This window comes from Pseudomonadota bacterium (assembly GCA_030860485.1).
Classification (GTDB): domain Bacteria; phylum Pseudomonadota; class Gammaproteobacteria; order JACCXJ01; family JACCXJ01; genus JACCXJ01.
In genome coordinates, this window is sequence record JALZID010000063.1 from 1 (window position 1) to 18,915 (window position 18,915).

At 64.7% G+C, this 18,915-nt stretch carries 17 protein-coding genes and 1 tRNA gene; 2 read left to right on the forward strand and 16 right to left on the reverse strand.

The window, feature by feature from the left end; all coding sequences use genetic code 11:
- Positions 1-436 precede the first annotated feature (436 nt).
- Positions 437-781 (forward strand): hypothetical protein, encoded by a 345-nt coding sequence (locus tag M3461_03680; protein ID MDQ3773525.1) that lies wholly within the window; start codon positions 437-439, stop codon positions 779-781.
- A gap of 84 nt (positions 782-865) precedes the next feature.
- Here M3461_03680 and M3461_03685 read toward each other — a convergent pair.
- The 15 genes from M3461_03685 to M3461_03755 all read right to left on the reverse strand — a co-directional run bounded on the left by M3461_03685 (position 866) and on the right by M3461_03755 (position 15,976).
- Positions 866-941: transfer RNA gene (locus M3461_03685), tRNA-Asn, on the reverse strand.
- 180 nt (positions 942-1,121) lie between these two features.
- Positions 1,122-1,223, reverse strand: a complete 102-nt coding sequence (locus tag M3461_03690; GenBank protein MDQ3773526.1) for a universal stress protein — start codon at positions 1,221-1,223, stop codon at positions 1,122-1,124.
- A gap of 167 nt (positions 1,224-1,390) precedes the next feature.
- On the reverse strand, positions 1,391-1,708 hold the full coding sequence (locus M3461_03695; GenBank protein ID MDQ3773527.1) for a cytochrome C oxidase subunit IV family protein: 318 nt from the start codon (positions 1,706-1,708) through the stop codon (positions 1,391-1,393).
- A gap of 9 nt (positions 1,709-1,717) precedes the next feature.
- Positions 1,718-2,410 carry a heme-copper oxidase subunit III family protein gene (locus M3461_03700; GenBank protein ID MDQ3773528.1) on the reverse strand — a complete coding sequence of 231 codons (693 nt, stop codon included), beginning with the start codon at positions 2,408-2,410 and terminating at the stop codon, positions 1,718-1,720.
- 10 nt (positions 2,411-2,420) lie between these two features.
- Entirely contained in the window at positions 2,421-3,017 is a 597-nt protein-coding gene (locus tag M3461_03705; protein ID MDQ3773529.1) for a cytochrome c oxidase subunit 3, read from the reverse strand.
- A gap of 92 nt (positions 3,018-3,109) precedes the next feature.
- Positions 3,110-4,876, reverse strand: a complete 1,767-nt coding sequence (gene ctaD / locus M3461_03710; GenBank protein ID MDQ3773530.1) for a cytochrome c oxidase subunit I — start codon at positions 4,874-4,876, stop codon at positions 3,110-3,112.
- 104 nt (positions 4,877-4,980) lie between these two features.
- On the reverse strand, positions 4,981-6,081 hold the full coding sequence (locus M3461_03715) for a cytochrome c oxidase subunit II (protein ID MDQ3773531.1): 1,101 nt from the start codon (positions 6,079-6,081) through the stop codon (positions 4,981-4,983).
- Between the two features lie 118 nt (positions 6,082-6,199).
- Positions 6,200-7,531, reverse strand: coding sequence for an MFS transporter (locus tag M3461_03720; GenBank protein ID MDQ3773532.1), 1,332 nt, complete (start codon positions 7,529-7,531; stop codon positions 6,200-6,202).
- Positions 7,532-7,553: 22 nt separating this feature from the next.
- Positions 7,554-9,623, reverse strand: a complete 2,070-nt coding sequence (locus tag M3461_03725; protein ID MDQ3773533.1) for a glycosyltransferase — start codon at positions 9,621-9,623, stop codon at positions 7,554-7,556.
- A gap of 781 nt (positions 9,624-10,404) precedes the next feature.
- A complete protein-coding gene (locus tag M3461_03730) occupies positions 10,405-11,028 on the reverse strand; it encodes a hypothetical protein (GenBank protein ID MDQ3773534.1) in 624 nt (207 codons plus the stop codon).
- Between the two features lie 57 nt (positions 11,029-11,085).
- Positions 11,086-11,670 carry a hypothetical protein gene (locus M3461_03735; GenBank protein MDQ3773535.1) on the reverse strand — a complete coding sequence of 195 codons (585 nt, stop codon included), beginning with the start codon at positions 11,668-11,670 and terminating at the stop codon, positions 11,086-11,088.
- A gap of 80 nt (positions 11,671-11,750) precedes the next feature.
- The gene (locus M3461_03740) at positions 11,751-12,917 is read right to left on the reverse strand and encodes an FAD-dependent oxidoreductase (GenBank protein MDQ3773536.1); all 1,167 of its coding nucleotides are present in this window, start codon (positions 12,915-12,917) and stop codon (positions 11,751-11,753) included.
- An 8-nt stretch (positions 12,918-12,925) separates the two neighbouring features.
- The gene (locus M3461_03745) at positions 12,926-13,093 is read right to left on the reverse strand and encodes a rubredoxin (GenBank protein MDQ3773537.1); all 168 of its coding nucleotides are present in this window, start codon (positions 13,091-13,093) and stop codon (positions 12,926-12,928) included.
- A gap of 342 nt (positions 13,094-13,435) precedes the next feature.
- A complete protein-coding gene (locus tag M3461_03750) occupies positions 13,436-15,406 on the reverse strand; it encodes a hypothetical protein (GenBank protein ID MDQ3773538.1) in 1,971 nt (656 codons plus the stop codon).
- Positions 15,407-15,763: 357 nt separating this feature from the next.
- Entirely contained in the window at positions 15,764-15,976 is a 213-nt protein-coding gene (locus tag M3461_03755; protein MDQ3773539.1) for a hypothetical protein, read from the reverse strand.
- On the opposite strand from M3461_03755, the gene M3461_03760 reads away from it, so the two are divergent.
- On the forward strand, positions 15,954-17,927 hold the full coding sequence (locus tag M3461_03760; GenBank protein ID MDQ3773540.1) for an APC family permease: 1,974 nt from the start codon (positions 15,954-15,956) through the stop codon (positions 17,925-17,927). The genes M3461_03755 and M3461_03760 overlap by 23 nt on opposite strands.
- Before the next feature lie 18 nt (positions 17,928-17,945).
- Here the strand turns inward: M3461_03760 and M3461_03765 are convergent, their stop codons facing one another.
- Entirely contained in the window at positions 17,946-18,437 is a 492-nt protein-coding gene (locus M3461_03765; protein MDQ3773541.1) for a glycosyltransferase, read from the reverse strand.
- Between the last annotated feature and the right edge of the window lie 478 nt (positions 18,438-18,915).

Below are 18,915 nucleotides of genomic sequence, written 5' to 3' on the forward strand. Positions count from 1 at the left end.
GAGGCTGTCGATCGAGTTGAAACGGCTGAACGGGACGCAGCTCGAAAAGTGGGAGTCCTCACATGGGACCCCGAGGGAAAAACAAGAAGGGATAATCTGTAAAGTTATTCAAGGGACACTACACTAGCTAGACGTGACGCTGGCGATCGTGCCAGCGCTTCGCTTGCAGGCGGGCCCCTTTTGGGACCCCGACGCAAAATAACACAAGGACGCCCTGCGCTCAAACCCCCCGTTACGAGCCGCGAACCGGCCTTATGGCAGGAAAAGAGCCAACGCAAAAGCACGATCGGATGTGTCTCGCGCCTCCGCTACCTCGCGGTGCGACTCGACAACCGCGACGGCAAGGGACGCGACGTCACGGCCCTCATCGATCGCCTGACGGGTATCCCCGCCCGTTAGCGCCGGCGACCCGGACCCTGGCACGAGAACCACGACGATGCCGTTACCAGAGCCGCCTATCGCATCGATCGGAAACCGACACCCGTTTCTGGCCGCCTTCCGCTCGGCCCGCTTCAGGTTCAGGCTCCGCACTGTCTCGCACGTGGAACTGCCGGCGGAGAAGGGCTCGACCTTCCACGGGGCCCTCGGGCACGTTTTCAAGCGACAAGCGCCCCTCTCCTATCGTTTCCTTTACGAACCCACGAGCGCCGAGATCGCCCCGGCCTCGCGTCGCAGAGACCTACCGCGCCCCTTCGCGCTCCTGCCACCGCTCGAGACCACCACGGAATTCCCCGAGGGCTCGGAGATCAGCCTGGTCCGGCCGGAGTCGCTACGGCTATAGCCCGCTCTTGGGTGGTACGGACATGAAAAAGCCCGCAATTACGCGGGCTTATGAACGCCGTTTGGGTGTCCTGGGAAGCTCCTATGGCTCCCCGGGACGGACTCGAACCGCCGACCTAGTGGTTAACAGCCACCCGCTCTACCGACTGAGCTACCGGGGAATATCGAACGGGGTATGCTACCGGGCCCTCTTCGGCCGGTCAACCCGAGGTGGCTGCGGGCGGCCGGGTTTACGGGGTGGCGAGCCCCCGCCGATCCCCTTGCGCCGAGCCCCTGCCCGCCACCGCTAGCGACCCCAAGCCGCTGCCGGTTTCGCGGGACGCGGTAGCCCGCCGCGGTGCTCAATGCACGAGCGTGACCGGGCAATAGGCCTTGCGCACCACCTCGAAGCTCACGCCGCCGACGAGTATCGCCTCCAGATTGGAACGACCGTGAGAGCCCATCACGATCATGTCGATGCCGGGCTCTTACGCGGGGTGAAACGCGGGTTCAAAATCCACGGACAGCAGCCCTTCTCTATCGGTCGCCTCATTTCGACAACTGCCGGGGATCGGATTCGATTCCCCAAATCGTCGCGATCAGCGCCTGCGAGCTACCGCGGTGCGCCCTGTCATTGCCCGAAGAACAACCCCCGGGTCATGAAGGTGTAGTCCCCTTCGACCGCCATGAGGCTTATCAACACCAGCAAACAAAGCGGCGGGGTCAAGATGGCATACATCAGGGCCAGCCGCTCCCAGCGCATGTGCATGAAGACGGCGACGATCAGTCCCGCCTTCATCAACATGAACACCAGGATCAGAGACCACCTGAGGTAACCCTGGAGGTGTAAGTAATCGACGAGATAGGACATCGCGCTGAGGGCAAACAGCAGGCCCCAGACCGTGAAATAAACGCTAATCGGGTGTTGTTGCGCTTGTGCGTGTTCCATGTTTTCCCCTTACCAAAGATAAAAGAGCGCGAAGATAAAGACCCACACCAGGTCGACGAAGTGCCAATAAAGTCCGGTGATCTCCACGATGTGATAGTTCCCGCTGCGCTCGTAGCGTCCCCTTAAAACCCGAAAAGCCACGATCGACAGGTAGATCACGCCGACCGTCACGTGCAAGCCGTGGAAGCCCGTGATCATGAAAAAGCACGCGCCAAACTGCGCCGCGCCCATGGGGTTGCCCCAGGGACGGACTCCTTCCACGATCAGCTTGGTCCACTCGAAGGCCTGCATCCCGACGAATGTCGCGCCAAAGGCCGCGGTCGCGAGCATCAAGGCCGCGGTTTTTGCGCGATCACGGCGGTAGGCGAAGTTGACGGCCATGGCCATGGTCCCGCTGCTGCTGATCAAGATGAAGGTCATGATGGCGATCAGGATGAGGGGGATTTCCGTGCCCCCGATCGTCAAAGCGAACACCTCGCTGGGATTGGGCCAGGGGACCGTGGTGGACATCCGCACCGTCATGTAGCCGGTCAGAAACGAGCCGAAGATGAAGGTGTCGCTGAGCAGGAAGATCCACATCATCGCCTTGCCCCAGGGAACCTGAAACGCCTGTACGTCCGAGGACCAGTCGGCGACGATGCCGCGCCACCCTGGAGGCGGGGCGAGGGCTCCCGCTGTGTTCGTCTCCGCATGCTGTGTCATGTGGTTCTCCTTAGTGAGTCAGCATCAGAACGAACAACCCCAGCCAAACCACGAGCAAAAAATGCCAGTAAACGGCGCACAGCTCCACACTCAAACGCGCCTCAAAGCCGCGCCACACCTTGACGGTGGTCTTCCCCCACGCCACCAGACCTCCGACCAAATGCAGCCCGTGCAACGCGGTGATCAGGTAAAAGAAGGTGTTGGCCGGGTTAACCGCCAAAAAATAACCTGAGGCGCCCAGTTGTTGCCACGCCCAAAGCTGTCCGGCCAGGAAGGCCCAGGCGAACACACCACCGGCAAGCAGGCCGACCCTGAGGCTATCTATTCGTCCCCGACGCGCGGCAACTTGAGCCCATTGCATCGCGACACTGCTCAAGATCAGCACACCCGTGTTTAGCCACAAGAGCCGCGGTTCGGGCAAGGGCCGCCAATCCGCAAACCCCATCCGCGTGACGTAGGCGCTCACGATGATCGAAAACAGGACCGTGACCACGCCCATAAACACCCACAGGCCGAGTTTTGCCGTGGGCAGGGGCAATCCATCTCTCCCGGTGAGAGGTCCCCCGTCGTTACCCCCCCAACCGCCGCCGGTGCCTCGGCGCACCACCGGAGGCTCCAGCGGCGGCGTGGCGCCCACCCCCCGACCGACCTCGACCGTGCCCCGACCCACCGGGTTCGCTCTTACCTGCGGCATGGCGCTCACGCCTCGCTCCCCTGGGCGCGCTGCCCCTCGTGGCCCGCGGTTGCCACGACCGGTTCGAGGTTTTGTGGGAGGAAGTCCTGGTCGGCGCCGGGGACGCTGTAATCGTAGGCCCAGCGATGGACCACGGGAAGCCGGGGGCCCCAGTTGCCGTGCACGGGCGGGGTATCGGGGGTTTGCCACTCGAGCGTCGTGGCCCGCCAGGGGTTGCCATCGGCCCGCTTGCCCTTGAAGGCGCTCCACACCAGGTTGAACAGAAACACCAGCTGGAAGACCCCCACCATCAAGGCCACCACGGTAATGATGGCTTGGAGCGCCTGGGCCGAGGGCGGGATAAAATCAAAAGTTTCAAAGTTGTAATACCGGCGCGGCACGCCCAAAAAGCCCAGGTAGTGCATGGGGAAGTAGATCGCATAGGTGCCGAGGAAGGTGACCCAGAAGTGCATCTTACCCAAGGTATCGTTCAACATCCGCCCCGTGGCCTTGGGGAACCAGTGGTAGATCCCGCCGAAGATGGCCAGGATCGGGGACACGCCCATCACCATGTGGAAGTGGGCGACTACGAAATACGTGTCCCCTAGAGGTACATCCACCGAGACGTTGCCGAGGAAGAGGCCCGTGAGACCCCCGATCACGAACGTAATGATGAACGCAATTGCAAACAGCATCGGGACATTGAGGTGGATGTTGCCCCGCCACAAGGTCAACACCCAGTTGTAGACCTTGATGGCGGTGGGAATGGCGATGATGAGCGTGGTGATGGCGAAGAAGAAGCCCAAGTACAGGTTCATGCCACTGTAGTACATGTGGTGCGCCCACACGATAAAGCTGATGACGCCGATGGCCACGATCGCCCAGACCATTACCCGATAGCCGAAGATGTTTTTTCTCGCATGGGTGCTGATGAGGTCCGAGATAATGCCGAAGGCCGGCAAGGCGACGATGTAGACCTCAGGATGGCCGAAAAACCAGAAGAGGTGTTGAAACAACACGGGGCTGCCGCCGCCGTAGTCGAGCTGTTGTCCCATCGAAGTGACGGCGGGCATGAAGAAGCTGCTGCCTACGACCCGGTCCAACAGCAGCATCACGCAGGCGACGAACAAGGCGGGGAAGGCCAACAACGCCATGATGGTAGCCGTGAAAATGCCCCAAACCGACAAGGGCATGCGCATCAATGTCATCCCCCGTGTGCGGGCCTGCAACACCGTTGTCACGTAGTTCAGCCCGCCCATGGTGAACGCAACGATGAATATCATGAGGGAGACGAGCATCAGAACGATGCCGGCACCCGATCCCGGGGTGCCGGGGAGGATGGCCTGGGGCGGGTAGAGGGTCCAGCCGGCGCCCGTCGGCCCGCCGGGCACGAAGAAGCTCGCCATCAGCACCAGCACGGACAGCAGATAGACCCAGTAACTCAGCATGTTCACGAACGGGAAGACCATATCGCGGGCGCCCACCATCAGCGGGATGAGGTAGTTGCCGAAGCCCCCCAGAAGCAGGGCGGTGAGCAGGTAGATGATCATGATCATCCCGTGCATGGTGACATACTGGTAGTACGAGGTCGGATCGATAAAGGAGAAGCTACCCGGGAACCCCAGTTGCAGCCGCATCAGCCCCGACAGCACTAAAGCCACCAGCCCCACCGACATCGCGGTGATCACGTACTGGATGGCAATGACCTTGTGGTCCTGGCTCCAGACGTACTTGGTCCAGAAGCTCTGCGGATCGTGAAGATGTAAACTTTCTTGATAGGGGGCCTGTGCCATCATTTTTTACCTTTCGCTACTATGCGGGTAAGCCTGAGTTTCATCATTACGGAATGCAAAAAGTGGGAAAATCAAGAATAAATCCTGCTCGCCGGGGTCCCGCCTCATTTGGACAAGTCTCTCGTATAAGCGATCAGCGCATCCAGCTCCTCGCCGCTGAAGTTGTACGGCGGCATGACCGGGGAGTAGCCTTGCACAATCATGGCGTTCGGGTCGGAGATGGACTGCTTCAGATAGTCGTCGTCGACCACGACCGTACTGCCGTTGGCCAGCGTTTCGGTCTTGCCGTAGAGGCCTTTCCAAGTGGGACCGGCGCTGGGGCTGCCGTCTACGCTGTGGCAACCGAGACAGCCCCGGGCTTGCGCGAGATCCCGGCCTCGCGCGGCTAACCCATCTCCCGTGCCCGCCGCCGCCTTGCTCATAGACTGGGCGAACGTCGGTTGCGTCTTCAACCATGCCTGAAACGCGGCCTCCTCCTCCACCACCACCAGGCCGCGCATGGTATGGTGCCCCACGCCGCAGTATTCGGCGCACGCCAGCTCAAACCTCCCGGTCTTGGTGGGGGTAAACCAGAGCCTCGAGACCATGCCCGGCACCGCGTCCATCTTGACCCGGAAATGCGGTACGTAGAAATCGTGCACGACGTCTTTGGCGCGGAGCAAGACCTTAACCGGCCGGCCGAGGGGGAGGTGCACCTCGCTGCCTTGCACCAGTATATCGTCTTGCCCGAAGGGATTGCCCGGAAACAGGCCCAACGGGTTATCAGGCTTGATGAGCTCGGTATCGGCGGTGCCCATGCGGCCATCCTGGCCCGAGAAGCGGAAGCTCCACTGCCACTGCTGGCCCACAGCCTCAACGGTCAATGCATCTTTCGGGATGTCAACGAACTCGGCCCATACATACAAGCCGGGCACCAACATGGCCACGATGCCCACCGAGGTCAAGCCAATGAGCCACCATTCCAGCTTCTTGTTCTCGGGCTCGTACGCCGCCCGTCTCTCGGGCCGGTAACGGAATCGGACCAGGGCGTAGGCGATGAAGAGAACGATGGCGACGAACACGATCGCCGAAATCCACAGGGTGATGATCAAGGTGGCGTCCATCTGATGCCAGTTGGAGGCGAGCGGTGTCAACCACCACGGGCTCAGGGCGTGGAACAGGACCGAGGCAAGGGCGATCCCCACTAACAGGATTGCTACGGTCATCAGCTATTTATCCTTCCTTTGCGGGTCTTCGTCAACATTCGGAAATGCGTAGAGGGTGCCGCCGAATGGGGAGGTCTCAGGCACCGGGCGCGGGCACAGTCCTCTCGCGCTATGTCGTTCATCGTACCACGCGCTCGGCGATGAGGGCACGGAGCGCCCGCTGTCGGGCCTCGTCGATCGGGAAATGCCACAGGACCAGGGCCCCGAGGCCCATCATGATCCCCGGCAGCCAGCCATAGACACCCATCAAGGCGAACTTGGCCGACTCGTCATGGCTCGCCGCCGAGGGTTCGAACCCGAACGAGGCCGGGATCACCGTCGCGAGGAGAACACCCAGCGCGATGGCGAGCTTGTAGGTCACCGCCCACAGTGCGAACAGGAGGCCCGTGCGCTGGTGACCGGAGGCGACGGTATCGTAATCGACCACGTCCGCCGCGATGGAATTTGCCAGGAACAGGATGCTCGCGAAGCTGCTGCCGCGGACGACGAGCACCGCGACCAACTCCCATGCCTGTCCCGCATAGAAGAACGGCAGGACCAGGCTCCACAGGCCCGCCCACAGTGCCGCGGCAGAGAGCGCCCGGTGTTTGCCGACGCGACGGGAGATCCGCATCCACAGCGGGACGGCCGCGATCGTCACCACATTCTCGACGAGGAGCAGGGTGGTGAAGACCTCCGGGGCGAGGATCACGTGGGCCAGGACCAGCCGGTGGAGGGTGGCCTGCACCACCACCGCCCCCACGAACAGGACCACCGCGGTCAGCATGCGCTGGAGGGCGGGGTTCTTGATCACCACCAGGAGGGCGCCCCAGCCATGCGGCCACCGGCCGCGCAGCTCTTCCGGTCTGGGCTCGGGCACGACCCAGAGGGCCAGGGCAAGGAGCGGGGGCAGGGTCAGGGCCAAGGTCCAGGCGACCGCCTGGAGCTGGACATGTGGGGTGTGCGGTCCGACCAGCTCCAGCAACAAGAGGACGGCCACGAACACGAGCTGCCCCAGGAACCCGAAGGCCTCGCGCCAGGCGGTGATCCGCGAGCGCTCGCCGTAGTCGGTCGAAAGCTCCGCGCCCCAGGCCTTGAACGGCAGATCCACGAACGTAAACGACACGAACAAGAGCGCGGTCCACACCAGCAAGTACGTGGACGACACCCCCTCGCCGGGCACGAGCAGCCTCCAGGCCGCGAGGAGGAAGAGCGGCGTGCCCGCCACGATCCACGGCTTGCGCCGGCCGAAACGGGTGCGCGTATGGTCGCTCAGGGTGCCGATCAGCGGATCGAGCAGGATGTCGAGGACGCGCGAGGCCGCGATCGCGTACCCGACGGTCGCCAACGGCAAGGCCAGCTCGTCGGCGTAAAACGACGGGACGAACAGCGCCAGCGGCAGGGCGACGACCGCATAGGACATATAGGGAAGGGCATAGAGGACGATGGCTGACCGGGAAACGCTAGCCACGTCGTGACCTGCCGGCGCTGCTTTATATCGGCCGGTCTGCGGCCGACGGGGTCCGTCCGCCCGCGGCCCGCAAGGCCCGCCGATCGGGCGGGCACGCCGTGATCCCGGCGAGCTGCTCGCCACGCCTATCGAGCGCCTCCAAGACCGTGCGCAACTGGACGGCCAGGGCCCGGGCCGACTCGGCGCCGAGCTTCGCGGGTACCTCCAGGGGTTCGCCGACGGCCAGGCCGACGTGTGTGAAGAGCCCGGGCAGCTCCAGCCGATCCCAGCGGTGCCGGAAGACCCGTTTGCGACGCGCGCTCGCGGAGGCCGGGACCACGAGATAACCGAGCTCGGAGGCGAGCTTCACCGCCCCGCGCTTGACACGGTGGTAGGGACCCAGGGGCCCATCCACGGCGATGCCGCCGTTGGCGTGCCGAGAGAGCGCGCGACGCATGATCTCGTAGGCCTGACCCTGGCTGCGGGCCGGGACCTGCACGCAGGCGTAACCGAAGCGCCGGCATACCTCGGCAATGACCTCCCCTCGCGGGGACTGGGTCGTGAACACGCACGCCGGCCGGCCGCGCAACAGGGCGAAGAGCGGCACGTACTTGCCGTGCCAGAAGCAGAAGAGGACCGGTCTGCCATCCGCGAGCACCCGGTCGAGGCGGTCCAGCCCTTCGCAGTGCTTGCGCCAGGTGGCGCACTGGAGGCGCAGGCACGCCGACCAGATCCAGCCTAGTAATCGGGCCTTGCGGCTCGGCCGGGGGGCGTCACCCAACGGCGGGACCGCCGTTTCCAGACTCGGGCCCGGCGCCCCCCCGTCTCGGCCCGGCCCGATCTCCCAGACCGCGTTGGGGCGCATCGAGTCCCCTGCGGCCCTGGCGACGTTATAGAGCAGCCGCCATTCCCCGCGCAGGCGCCGCGCGGCGCTCGGAAAGAGGGTCGCATCGCGGCGCCAGGCGGACGCGCCGGCCGCCAGGGCCCCGTAGAGGTCCAGCGTCTGCCGCGCCAGACCCGTGATGTCGAATGCTCGGGCCGAGCGGCCTGCCGCCTCGCCGATCGCGCGCCGTGCCTCGGGGTCGAGGTCCGCGACCCATGCCAGCGCCGCGGCGTAGCGCTCGCCGCCCTCGCGCCGCAGGAGCCGCCCGTTGCGCTCATCCACGACCAGCTCGTCGGCGCCGGTGGCTTCCAGAGCCACCACCGGGACCCCGGCGGCCATGGCCTCGCACAGCACCATGCCCTGGGTCTCGGTGCGCGAGGCGAAGGCGAAGACATCCATCGCCCGGTAGGCCGCCGCCAGCGCCGGCTGCTGGAGGACACCGGTCGCGATGAGCCGCTCCGCGAGGCCGGCCTCTTCGAGCTGGGCACGGATGTCGCGCCCGGCGGGCCCGGCACCCACCAAGAGGAAACAGGTGTCGTCGCGGCCCTGCAGGAAGCGCGCGACGGCCTCGGTCAGGAAGCCGAGGTTCTTTTCCGGGGCGAGCCGCCCGACATGCCCGACCACGAAGGCCCGCTCGGGGATCCCGAGGTGCCGGCGGAAGGCCCGCCCATCGCCACGCGCGAATACGTCCGTCCGGATCCCCGTCGGGATGACCGCGATGGGCGATCGAACCCCGCGCTCCTCGATTAGGCGGCCGACCGCCCGGCTCGGTGCGATGACCGCATCGCAGAGGTTGCAGTAGCCCGTGACCAGATCGATCGCAAAGCGTTTGAGTGCCTGCGAGTCCCCCGGGATATAGTGGGTGTATTGATCGTACAAGGTGTGGTGGGTGAAGACCAGCGGCAGATCGCGGGCGGTGGCGACGCGGAGCGCGGTGCCGCCGAGCAGGAAGGGATGGTGGGCGTGGACCACCTCGGGCCGGAAGGCCTTGAGGCTGGACAAGAGCCCGAGCGGTTTCGGCACCGGGACCGAGAAATCGCTGCCATTGAAGTCGCGTACCGCCGGGAAGCGCACCACGTCGCGCTCGCCTTCCGGGCTGCCTTTGAACAGCGGTGCCGCCACCAGCACCCGATGGCCCAGCCGGCGGAAGGCGTCGGTGTAGCCCTCGACACTGCGCGCCACCCCCCCCACGTGCGGCGTGAAGGTGTTGGTCATCATCAAGATGTTCATCAGGGGTCGCGTGGGGTTTTGAAAATGTTCCCGGGGCCTGTCGTTATCGTTATCTAGCGATCTCCGGGCGGTGGGCGGACTGCTCGGCCTTATACCACGCACGGCCATGAATCGCGTGCTCGTTGGATCTCCTCACCCTGTCCCGGACCCTGGCCCTCTCCTGGAGAGACGAAGGCTCTCAGGCGGCGATTGTGGCCGGCATGTCGTTATGCCTGGCCGGTGGATTCTAATGATCCGCCGGTGCATCGCCAAGCACGCCGCGACCGGCCGCCTTCCTTGACAGTCGTCCTGGGCTGGTCTCCAATTCATCGCAGGCGAAAATCGGTAACAGCGCCGAGCGCGCGATGGCGGCGCCCGGCCCGGCCTGGGGCGCCGGGATAGCGCTCGGCGCCCCGCCCGCGCCGGGGAGCTATCGCTTGCCGTGCATCGAGTCGGCAGGCGACGGGAGCGTCGTGACCAGCCACGGAGAGGCAACCACCTTGCACCGGCTGTACGCTGGCAGGATCGTAAGTCCTAAGCCTCATCTATACCCACTGTGCGCATGCGCAGGGTTGTCCCTGGGCCAGCTTCACCCTGGCTCAGACGGCCCGACGGCTCGAGGGCGACCCGAGGCTCACCTCGAGGGTGCGCTTCGTGAGCCTGAGGTTCGACCCGGCCCGCTGGCGGGTGAGTGGCTATCGGTCACCCGGCATCAGGCTCCCGCGATAACTCTGCTCACGGCGTGCTGTTTGGACGGTCATCCGTAAGCAGTTCTCGGTCTGTCCCCGAGTATCTTGGCGCATTAGCTTCCATCAGGTCGAAGCCAAATCCGTAGCCGACCCAACAGCGAGACCCGCGATTCGGCCTTCTGGATTAAAGCCGGACCATAGGGCTTCCATTCGGAAGTCGTCACTACGAGCAGAAGGCCGACAGCAACCAGGGTAAATGGTACCCCAAAGAGGGGCGCGTTCTCGATGCGGTAACAGTAGGCCATGTACGAGATGAATGACCCGGTCTGCAGGCCAAGGCATATAGGCCAGAATCTCCAATTCGCGAGCATCAACAGGTATGAAAAAGCGTCCGCGGGAAAGAAAAACCGCTCATGCATCTTTGGCAGAATCGAAGGCATGACGGCAAGTATGGTTGTCGCGAGACCAAGATAGAACAGTTTGGTTTGTCGGACGCGCACGAGACCGGTACCGGCAAGAATGACCGCGACCTCCAACGCAACCACCAGAAAAGCACCGACCAAGATATAGGAGACCGGCTTGGCATAGGGTAACCGCCAGAGCATCATATCCAGAAACAGATGCACGTTCGGCGCGCTCTTGGATAGCTCGGTATTGGCCTGGAATTGATCCGCATAGACGACAAATGTAGCATGCAGAGACCGGCCGTAGATGAGCGCCGGCACCAGCGGCAGCACATAGGCGATGGGGATGATGAGAAGCTCGTGAACGCTCCGCCTATTGTGTATGAGCCATTATAAAACGAATGGAGCGAATAGCGCCGCCTGCAACTTTATCGATAAAGCGACACCGAACGCGATAAGGCCGAGGGCCGGGTGAGAAAACCTCAAGAGACACCAGAATGACGCGAGCAAGAATGCCGTATACATGGCATCCGATTGTCCCATGAAGGCCACGTCATAAACGGTGGTTGGCAACAGGAAATAACCGCCTCCAGCAACGGCCAGCATGATCGGGTTTCCTTCATGGAACATCCTGACTATCAAGACGACAAAAACCGAGGATACCAGCAAGAAGGGAATGGAAGCGGTCTTGATCGCCAGCAAGGAATTCATGGTCGGCAGATAATTTCCGATCATCGCAAGGACATAAAGATAGGGTGGCGAATAGTTTGCCTGTAAATCAGATAGTCCCGGAAATCCGCCACGACTCTTCAAATACTCATACCAAGGTATATTGTGCTTTGCCATATCCGAAGGTTCTGCGGGAAAGAGACTTACATATAGAATCGCTGCGCACGAGAATAACAAGACAAAAACAAGGAATGCTCGAATCGGGACGGTTGTTCGTGTTTCGCCGGGCATAACGGTATCACCCATAGCTGTTAAACGTTTCCAAGCGCCGGCCCGCCAGGCCGAGCGGATCGGCGTCCGTAGCAGGGTGGGGTGAAAAATGCCGGCTAGGGCAGCGTGGGCGGCAACTCTCGGGTCAGAACGTTCTTGTCCGCGATCGCCTCCCCGGCGAGCGCGAAGCCGAGTAGCCGTCCGTCCGGCCCGCGATACAGGCCACGGGCGCCGGCCGTCTGGACCTCGATCTCCCACTCCCCCGGCACCCCGGTGGCGGGCGGTGCGACGACCACCGGGAACGCGGTGGTCTTGACCAGGATGGGCATCGCCGGATAGGCGACCGGGGCCGGCTGGCCCGCGAGCGTCTTCGCCAGAGCCCGTGCGGCGTGCATGATGGGCATGACGAAGGGCAACACCAGCCCCTCGACCTCGGCACAGTCTCCAAGCGCATAGATCCCAGGCACGCTGGTCTCAAGGCGGCGGTCGACGACGATCCCGCGCGCGATCCGAAACCCGGCGGCCGCGGCCAGTGCGGTGCGCGGCCGGAGCCCCACGGCGGACAAGACGCCATCGGCCGAGAAGCGCGTGCCGTCGGAAAGCGTGACCCGCACGGCGCCGTCCTCGTCGTCCAGCGACTGGACCACCCGCCCGAGAGACCATTGCACGCCGAGGTCCGCGAGCGCCCGCTCCAGGGCGCGGCCCACGGGCTCCGGTACGAAGCGGCTCAAGGGCCAGGGCGCCGGCTCTATGACCGACACGGCGATGCCCGCGTGCGTCAGATCATTCGCGAACTCGCAGCCGATGAGGCCGGCCCCCATCACGGTGATCCGCCGCGCCGCGCTCATCGCCGCCCGGAACGCGGTGTAGTCACCCAGATCGTTGACGGACCGGACTCGATCGGCCGCCGAGCCCGCGACCGGGATGTGGATCGGATCGGCCCCGAGCGCCAAAACCAGGCTCCGGTAGGCAATGGACTCCCCGTCAATCCCCTTACCGTCGATCCAAAGCGTCTCCCGGTCGGGCTCGATCGCCGTGACCCGCGTACCGGTCCGGACCGTGGCCTTGAGCTGCGACGCCATGGCGGCGGCATCTGCCAAGGCGATCGTGTCCGGGGTCTTGCCGCTGGTGTAGGCGTTCGACAGGATGGGCTTCGAGTAGTAGCGCCCGTCATCGGCGGTGAGGATCAAGACGGGTGTCTCCGCATCGAGCTTGCGAAGCTCGCGGGCCAGGGAATAGCCCCCGAGCCCCGTCCCCACGATGACGAACGGCCGACGGTCCACGCCCGCGGCTATTCGATCTCAACCATCGCGAAATCCGACTTGGGCGCACCGCAATCGGGGCACACCCAGCTTTCCGGGATATCCGCCCAGCGCGTCCCCGGCACGATACCCGCTTCGGGTAGACCCTGGGCCTCGTCATAGATGAAACCACACACCCCACACTGCCATTTCTTCATCTTCTCCCCCCATTCGTGCCCTGCCGGCGGCTGACGGCTCAATCGTCGCACGAGCATACGAAGCCGCACCGCGGCCCGCAAGCCGGGTGCAGCGGCTCAGTCGATTACATGCCGACCATCGCTCTCCGTGGCGAGCGGTGCGGACACCGCCTTCTCTCTCCGCCGTCGGCCCCTTCGGGTTCACTTCCATCACTGCCGGGGCGCCGGACTCGGGCCGACGGTCCTCGAACCTGCACCGGATCAAACATCCAGCTAGAAAAGCGGCCTGCGATGTGGCGAGCACCGGGATACGGGTCCACCACATCGGGCCGCAGACCGCTCCGAGCCCTCGGCGCCGACGTTCTACCTAGGTCTCACCTTGATCCTGATCCGGATCGGTACGTTCTGGATCCCGCCGACCGAGTTCCGGATCTCCAAGACGCCCCTGAGTATCCTCCTCGTGCCGGAATTCACGATCCGCTTGCCTCTCGGAGTGACCCGGAGTCTCACGCTCCTGGTCTGACCCGGTGGGATGTTTACGACGGCGGCGGCGAACCGGATCCTGCTGCGCACCACCTGCGCCGCAGGTCGGTCACTCAGCCGGCGGGCGCGCGGGACGGACGCGAAGAGCGTTACCTGGGCGGTACACGCAGTCCCGACCCCATTGCATGTCAGCGGCACCAGGCACCGCGAGTCATTGCATCCGGACGGTGGCCCGTCATTGCGGTCTCGACTGAGGGTGGATCTTACCGGTCCACTCACGACCGCCAACCCCGGCGAGGTGCCGGTCTGGGCCACCGGAGTAACCTCGAAGCTCACCGTGGCCCCTTGATCGGCGATGACCAGGGTATAAGTCTCGGCCGTGGCCCCGGCGATGGGCGTGCCATCCCGCAGCCAGCGGAAGATGGAGGCGCCCTCCGGATCGTTCTCGGCATCGGCGTAGGTAAAGCTGCCGGTGAGCACCTGGCCTATGTCGGCGGTGCCGGTGATCAGGACATTGCTCGCCGTCGGGGGGAGGTTGATGGGCTGCGCCACTGGTCCCGCCGCGGCACTCACGATTGGTCGGCCCGGCGAGGTGCCGGTCTGGGCCACCGGGCTGACCTCGAAGCTCACCGTGGCCCCTTGATCGGCGGCGACCAGGCTGTAGGTCCGGGCCGTGGCCCTGGCGATGGAGGTGGTCCCGCGCAGCCAGCGGAAGGTGGAGACGCCTTCCGGATCCGCCTCGGTATCGCTGTAGGTATAGCTGCCCCTCAGCACCTGGCCGACCTGGGGCGTGCCCGTGATCCGAACCACGCTCGCTACCGGCGGGTCGTTGAGCGCGGCGGCCACCGGTCCTACCGCGGCACTCCTGACGGCCAGGCCCGGCGAGGTGCCGCTCTGTGCCACCGGGGTAACCTCGAAGCTCACCGTGTCCCCTTGATCGGCGGCGACCAGGGTATAGGTCCGGGCCGTGGCCTCGGCGATGGGCGTGCCACCGCGCAGCCAGCGGAAGGTGGAGGCGCCTTGCGGATCGTTCTCGGCATCGGCGTAGGTAAAGCTGCCGGTGAGCACCTGGCCTACCTGGGCGGTGCCCGAAATCAACACGCTGCTCGCCACCGGCGGGGCGTTGGGCGGGGCGGCCACCGGTCCCATCTCGGCACTCCGAACCGCCAGGCCCGGCGAGACGCCGCTCTGGGCCACCGGGGTGACCTCGAAGCTTACCCGGGCTCCTTGATCCGCCGCCCCCAGGGTATACCTCTGGGCCGTGGCGCCGTCGATGGGCGTGTCACCACGCAGCCAGCGGAAGGTGGAGGCGCCTTCCGGATCATTCTCGACATCGGCGTAGGTAAAGCTGCCGGTGAGCACCTGGCCCACCTGGGGGGTACCGGTGATCAGGACATTGCTCGCCGTTGGCGGGAGGTCGATGGGCGGGGTCACCGGTCCCACCGCGAGACTGGTAACCGGTACTCCCATCGCGGCAGCCGGTGGGCCCGGCGAGATCGTGAAGTCATCGATAGGGCCGCTTTGGGCGACCGGGGTGACCTGGAAGCTGATCAGCGCTCCCTGATCCGCCGCCACTAGGGTGTAGGTCTTCGCCGTGGCGCCGTCGATGGGGAGAACCAGGAAGAAATTGCCCAGGTCCGTATGGCGAAACCAGCGGAAGGTGGAAGCACCCTCCAAGTCCCCTTCGGCATCGTTGTAGGTATAGTTGCCGGTGAGCACCTGGCTCACCTCGGGGGTGCCCGAAATTGACACGTCGCCCGCCGTCGGGGGAACTGCAAAGGAATCCACGGGCGCGAGGAGTGTCGACCCGAATGCTGAGACGAGAAATACAATAGAAACCTTGTTACGCATAATAAACTCCTCTGTAGATCGGCTGTGACACCCGGGAGCTTGCCCAAGGACCGCAACTTGTGTCCGTCGACGGTATAGCTGTGCAAACCTTGGAGTATTCCCGTCGTTTTTAAACCACGCCTTAAGAATGCGCAGCCTTCATTTATACGACACCACCGCCTGTGTTACCTTTGCCAAAGGCGGTGTGTAGCAGACTGTCGATTCCAAACGCCGTTGAAACGGTACACACCAATACCATTCCAATACCATTTCTCCCTCAGCACCCCAATATACAGAAGTGACTAGCTTTGTGCTGTGACCTATTTCACTAGAGAATTGTGAAATATCTCACAGAAACGGGCTCCGGAACCTTGGGCCCTACGAGGGACAGGCGCCTGCCCACTTCATTGTCCTGAAGTTACGGAGTTTCCACGGCAGCGTCAACACTCGGGTAATTTTCTGGAAGCTCGAACCGGGCATGCGGGCGGCCGGCGCGGGCGCGGCCGTAACGCCGACGAAGTGGCTGTGCTTGCCACGCTTGCGGCTTGAGAGGATGATCCGGCGCCCCATGGCCACCGTCGCGCGGCTCAAGGCACTCATCCTCGGTAGGGCCCGCGACCCGCTCCGGGCCGACACGCGCCGCCACATGGCGCTCGTCGCCTTCCTGGCCTGGGTGGGCCTGGGGGCCGACGGCCTGTCCTCGGCCTGCTACGGGCCGGAGGAGGCGTTTCGTGCGCTGGGCGGCCACACCCATCTGGCCCCCTACCTGGCGCTCGCCATGGCGGTGACGGTGTTCGTCATCGCGCTCGCCTACAACCAGGTCATCGAGCTGTTCCCTTCGGGCGGCGGGGGCTACAAGGTCGCAACCCGGCTCCTCGGCGCCCGCGCCGGCCTCCTATCGGGGGCGGCGCTCCTGGTCGATTACGCGTTGACCATCGCGATCTCGGTGGCGAGCGGCGCCGACGCCGTCTTCAGCCTGCTCCCGGTCGGGGCGCTGGGGTTCAAGCTCACCACCGCCGCGGCGCTGGTGTGCCTGCTCACGGTCCTCAACCTGCGCGGGATCAAAGAATCCATCACCGTGCTCCTGCCCATCTTTCTCGGGTTCTTCGTAAGCCATGCCTACCTCATCGCGCACGGCATCTACGCCCATCGCGACACCATCCCCCGGCTCTTCGACACGATGGTCGCGGAGACCCATTCGATCAGCCTGGAGCACGGCTGGCTCTTCATCGCCGCGATCCTGCTGCGCGCCTATTCGCTGGGGGGCGGCACTTACACTGGCCTCGAGGCCGTCTCGAACAACGTCAACATGCTGGCCGAGCCGCGCGTGTCCACGGGGCGCTACACGATGCTGTACATGGCGTTGTCGCTGAGCTTCACCGCCGGCGGGATCATCCTCCTCTACCTCCTCTGGGAGGCCCGACCGGTGCCCGGACAGACCTTGAACGCCGTGGTGTTCGCTTCGATCATCGAGAGCTTTGCGATCCCCGAACCCTGGGTTCGCGAGGCCCTGCTCATCGGGGTCCTGGCCTGCGAAGCGGGTCTGCTCCTGGTCGCCGCCAACACCGGGTTCCTGGGCGGCCCCGCGGTGCTCGCCAACATGGCGGCCGATTCCTGGGTACCGCATCAGTTCCGCAGCCTCTCGGTGCGGCTGGTGACGCAGAACGGCGTGCTCCTCATGGGGCTGGCCGCGCTCGCGATCCTGGTCGGGACGGACGGCGACGTCGGCGTCCTGGTGGTGCTCTACAGCATCAACGTGTTCCTGACCTTCACCCTGTCGCTCGCCGGGCTCGTCAAGCACTGGTGGATGTACCGGCGGGACGAACGGCATTGGGGCCGGCGCCTCCTGCTCGCCCTCACGGGCCTCTTGGTCACCAGCAGCATCCTGGTGGTGACCTTCGTAGTGAAGTTCGCCGACGGCGGCTGGCTCACCATCCTCATCACCGCGGTGGTCGTCATCGTGTGCGTGTTCGTGCACCGGCATTATCTAAACGTGGCGGTCGTTTTGGAGGGCGTCGAGCGCCTCCTCGCCCCTGCCCAGGTCGAAGACCCGGACGAGATCAAGACCGTCCCGCCCCTCGACCCGCTGGCACCGACGGCGGTGTTCCTGGTCGAAGCCAAGCGCGGGGTGGGGATGCACACCTTACTCTGGGTCCAGCGCATGTTCCCGGGGCACTACAAGAACTTCGTGTTTCTCGGCGCGGGAGAGGTCGATGCCCAGAGTTTCTATGGGCAGGCGGCGCTGCAGTCGCTCCGCTACCGGATCGAGAACACGCTGCGCTACTTCACCGTCTACTGTCATCGCCACGGGCTCGCGGCGACGGCCCGCAGTGCCTACGGGGCCGATCCCAGCGCCGAGCTCGAGCGGCTGGCCGCGGCGGCGATGGACGAGTTTCCGCACAGCGTGTGCTTCGCGGCGAAGCTCGTGTTCGAGCGCGAGAGCTGGCTCACCCGCGTCCTGCATAACCAGACGGCCCTGTCGGTCCAACGCCTGCTGAACCTCCAGGGCCGGTCGATGGTGATCATCCCGCTCAAGCTCTGAAAACCGCGAACACACCGGCTACCGAGCGACTCGCTCCTCCGGCCGCTGGACGCGGGCCGCCAGGGCCCGATAGGTCTCGTAGACGGGCGCCAGAACCTTGTGTGGGACATAGTCGGCCACCGCCTCGGTGCACGGGGCCCCGGCATAGGTATCGAGCCGGTCCAGACAGTCGGCCATGGCCCTCACCAAGTCCTCCACCGAGCGCGACCCCGCGATCTCGCCATTGACGCCGGGCCGAACCACGCGCCGCACCTCGCCGACGTCGGTCGTCGCCACCGGGAGCCCAGAGCCCAGGGCCTCCAGGACCGACATGGGCATCCCTTTCATAGGCGGAAGACAGGACGAACAGTTCGCTGGCTCGCAGCCAGTCGGCCACGCGGGGCTGTGGCCTCGGACCCGACAGGGCGACGCGGCGATCCAGCCCATGGCTGCGAACTGGCCTGAAGCTCCCCCCCGCAGCACGCCATCACCGACGAGCACGAGCGCAATGTCACGATCCTCGGCGAGCAGGGCGCGAAATGCCCGCAGGAGGCGCAGCGGGTCCTTCTGCGAGTCCCAGCGGCCGACAAGCTGGACGCGGAAAACCCGAGCTCGTTCAGTAGCTCATCTCGCAATGCCCGCCTCTGCCCGGCGTCTGCTGGGCGGAAGATCTCGGGGTCCATCCAGGTCGGGATGAACTCGATGCTCGAAGCCAGGCGAGGGTAGCGAGCGCGGTAGGCCCGAACGGCCTCCTCGCGCACGGCGAAGGCCGCGGACAACCGCGGGATGAGCAGGCGTTCCAGACCGAAGCACAGCCACGGGACATGCTTCCAGCGGATATCGCTCGCGGCATCGTGCAGCACCGCCATGTCCTGGTGGAAGAACGCGTTCTTCGGCCGGCCATCGAACAGAAACGCGAGCATCGGTTCGAGGCGGTGAAACTCCAGGACATCCGCCTCGCACAGCGGCCTTCGGGCCTTGAGCGCCAGGGTGAAACGCAGCGACAGCG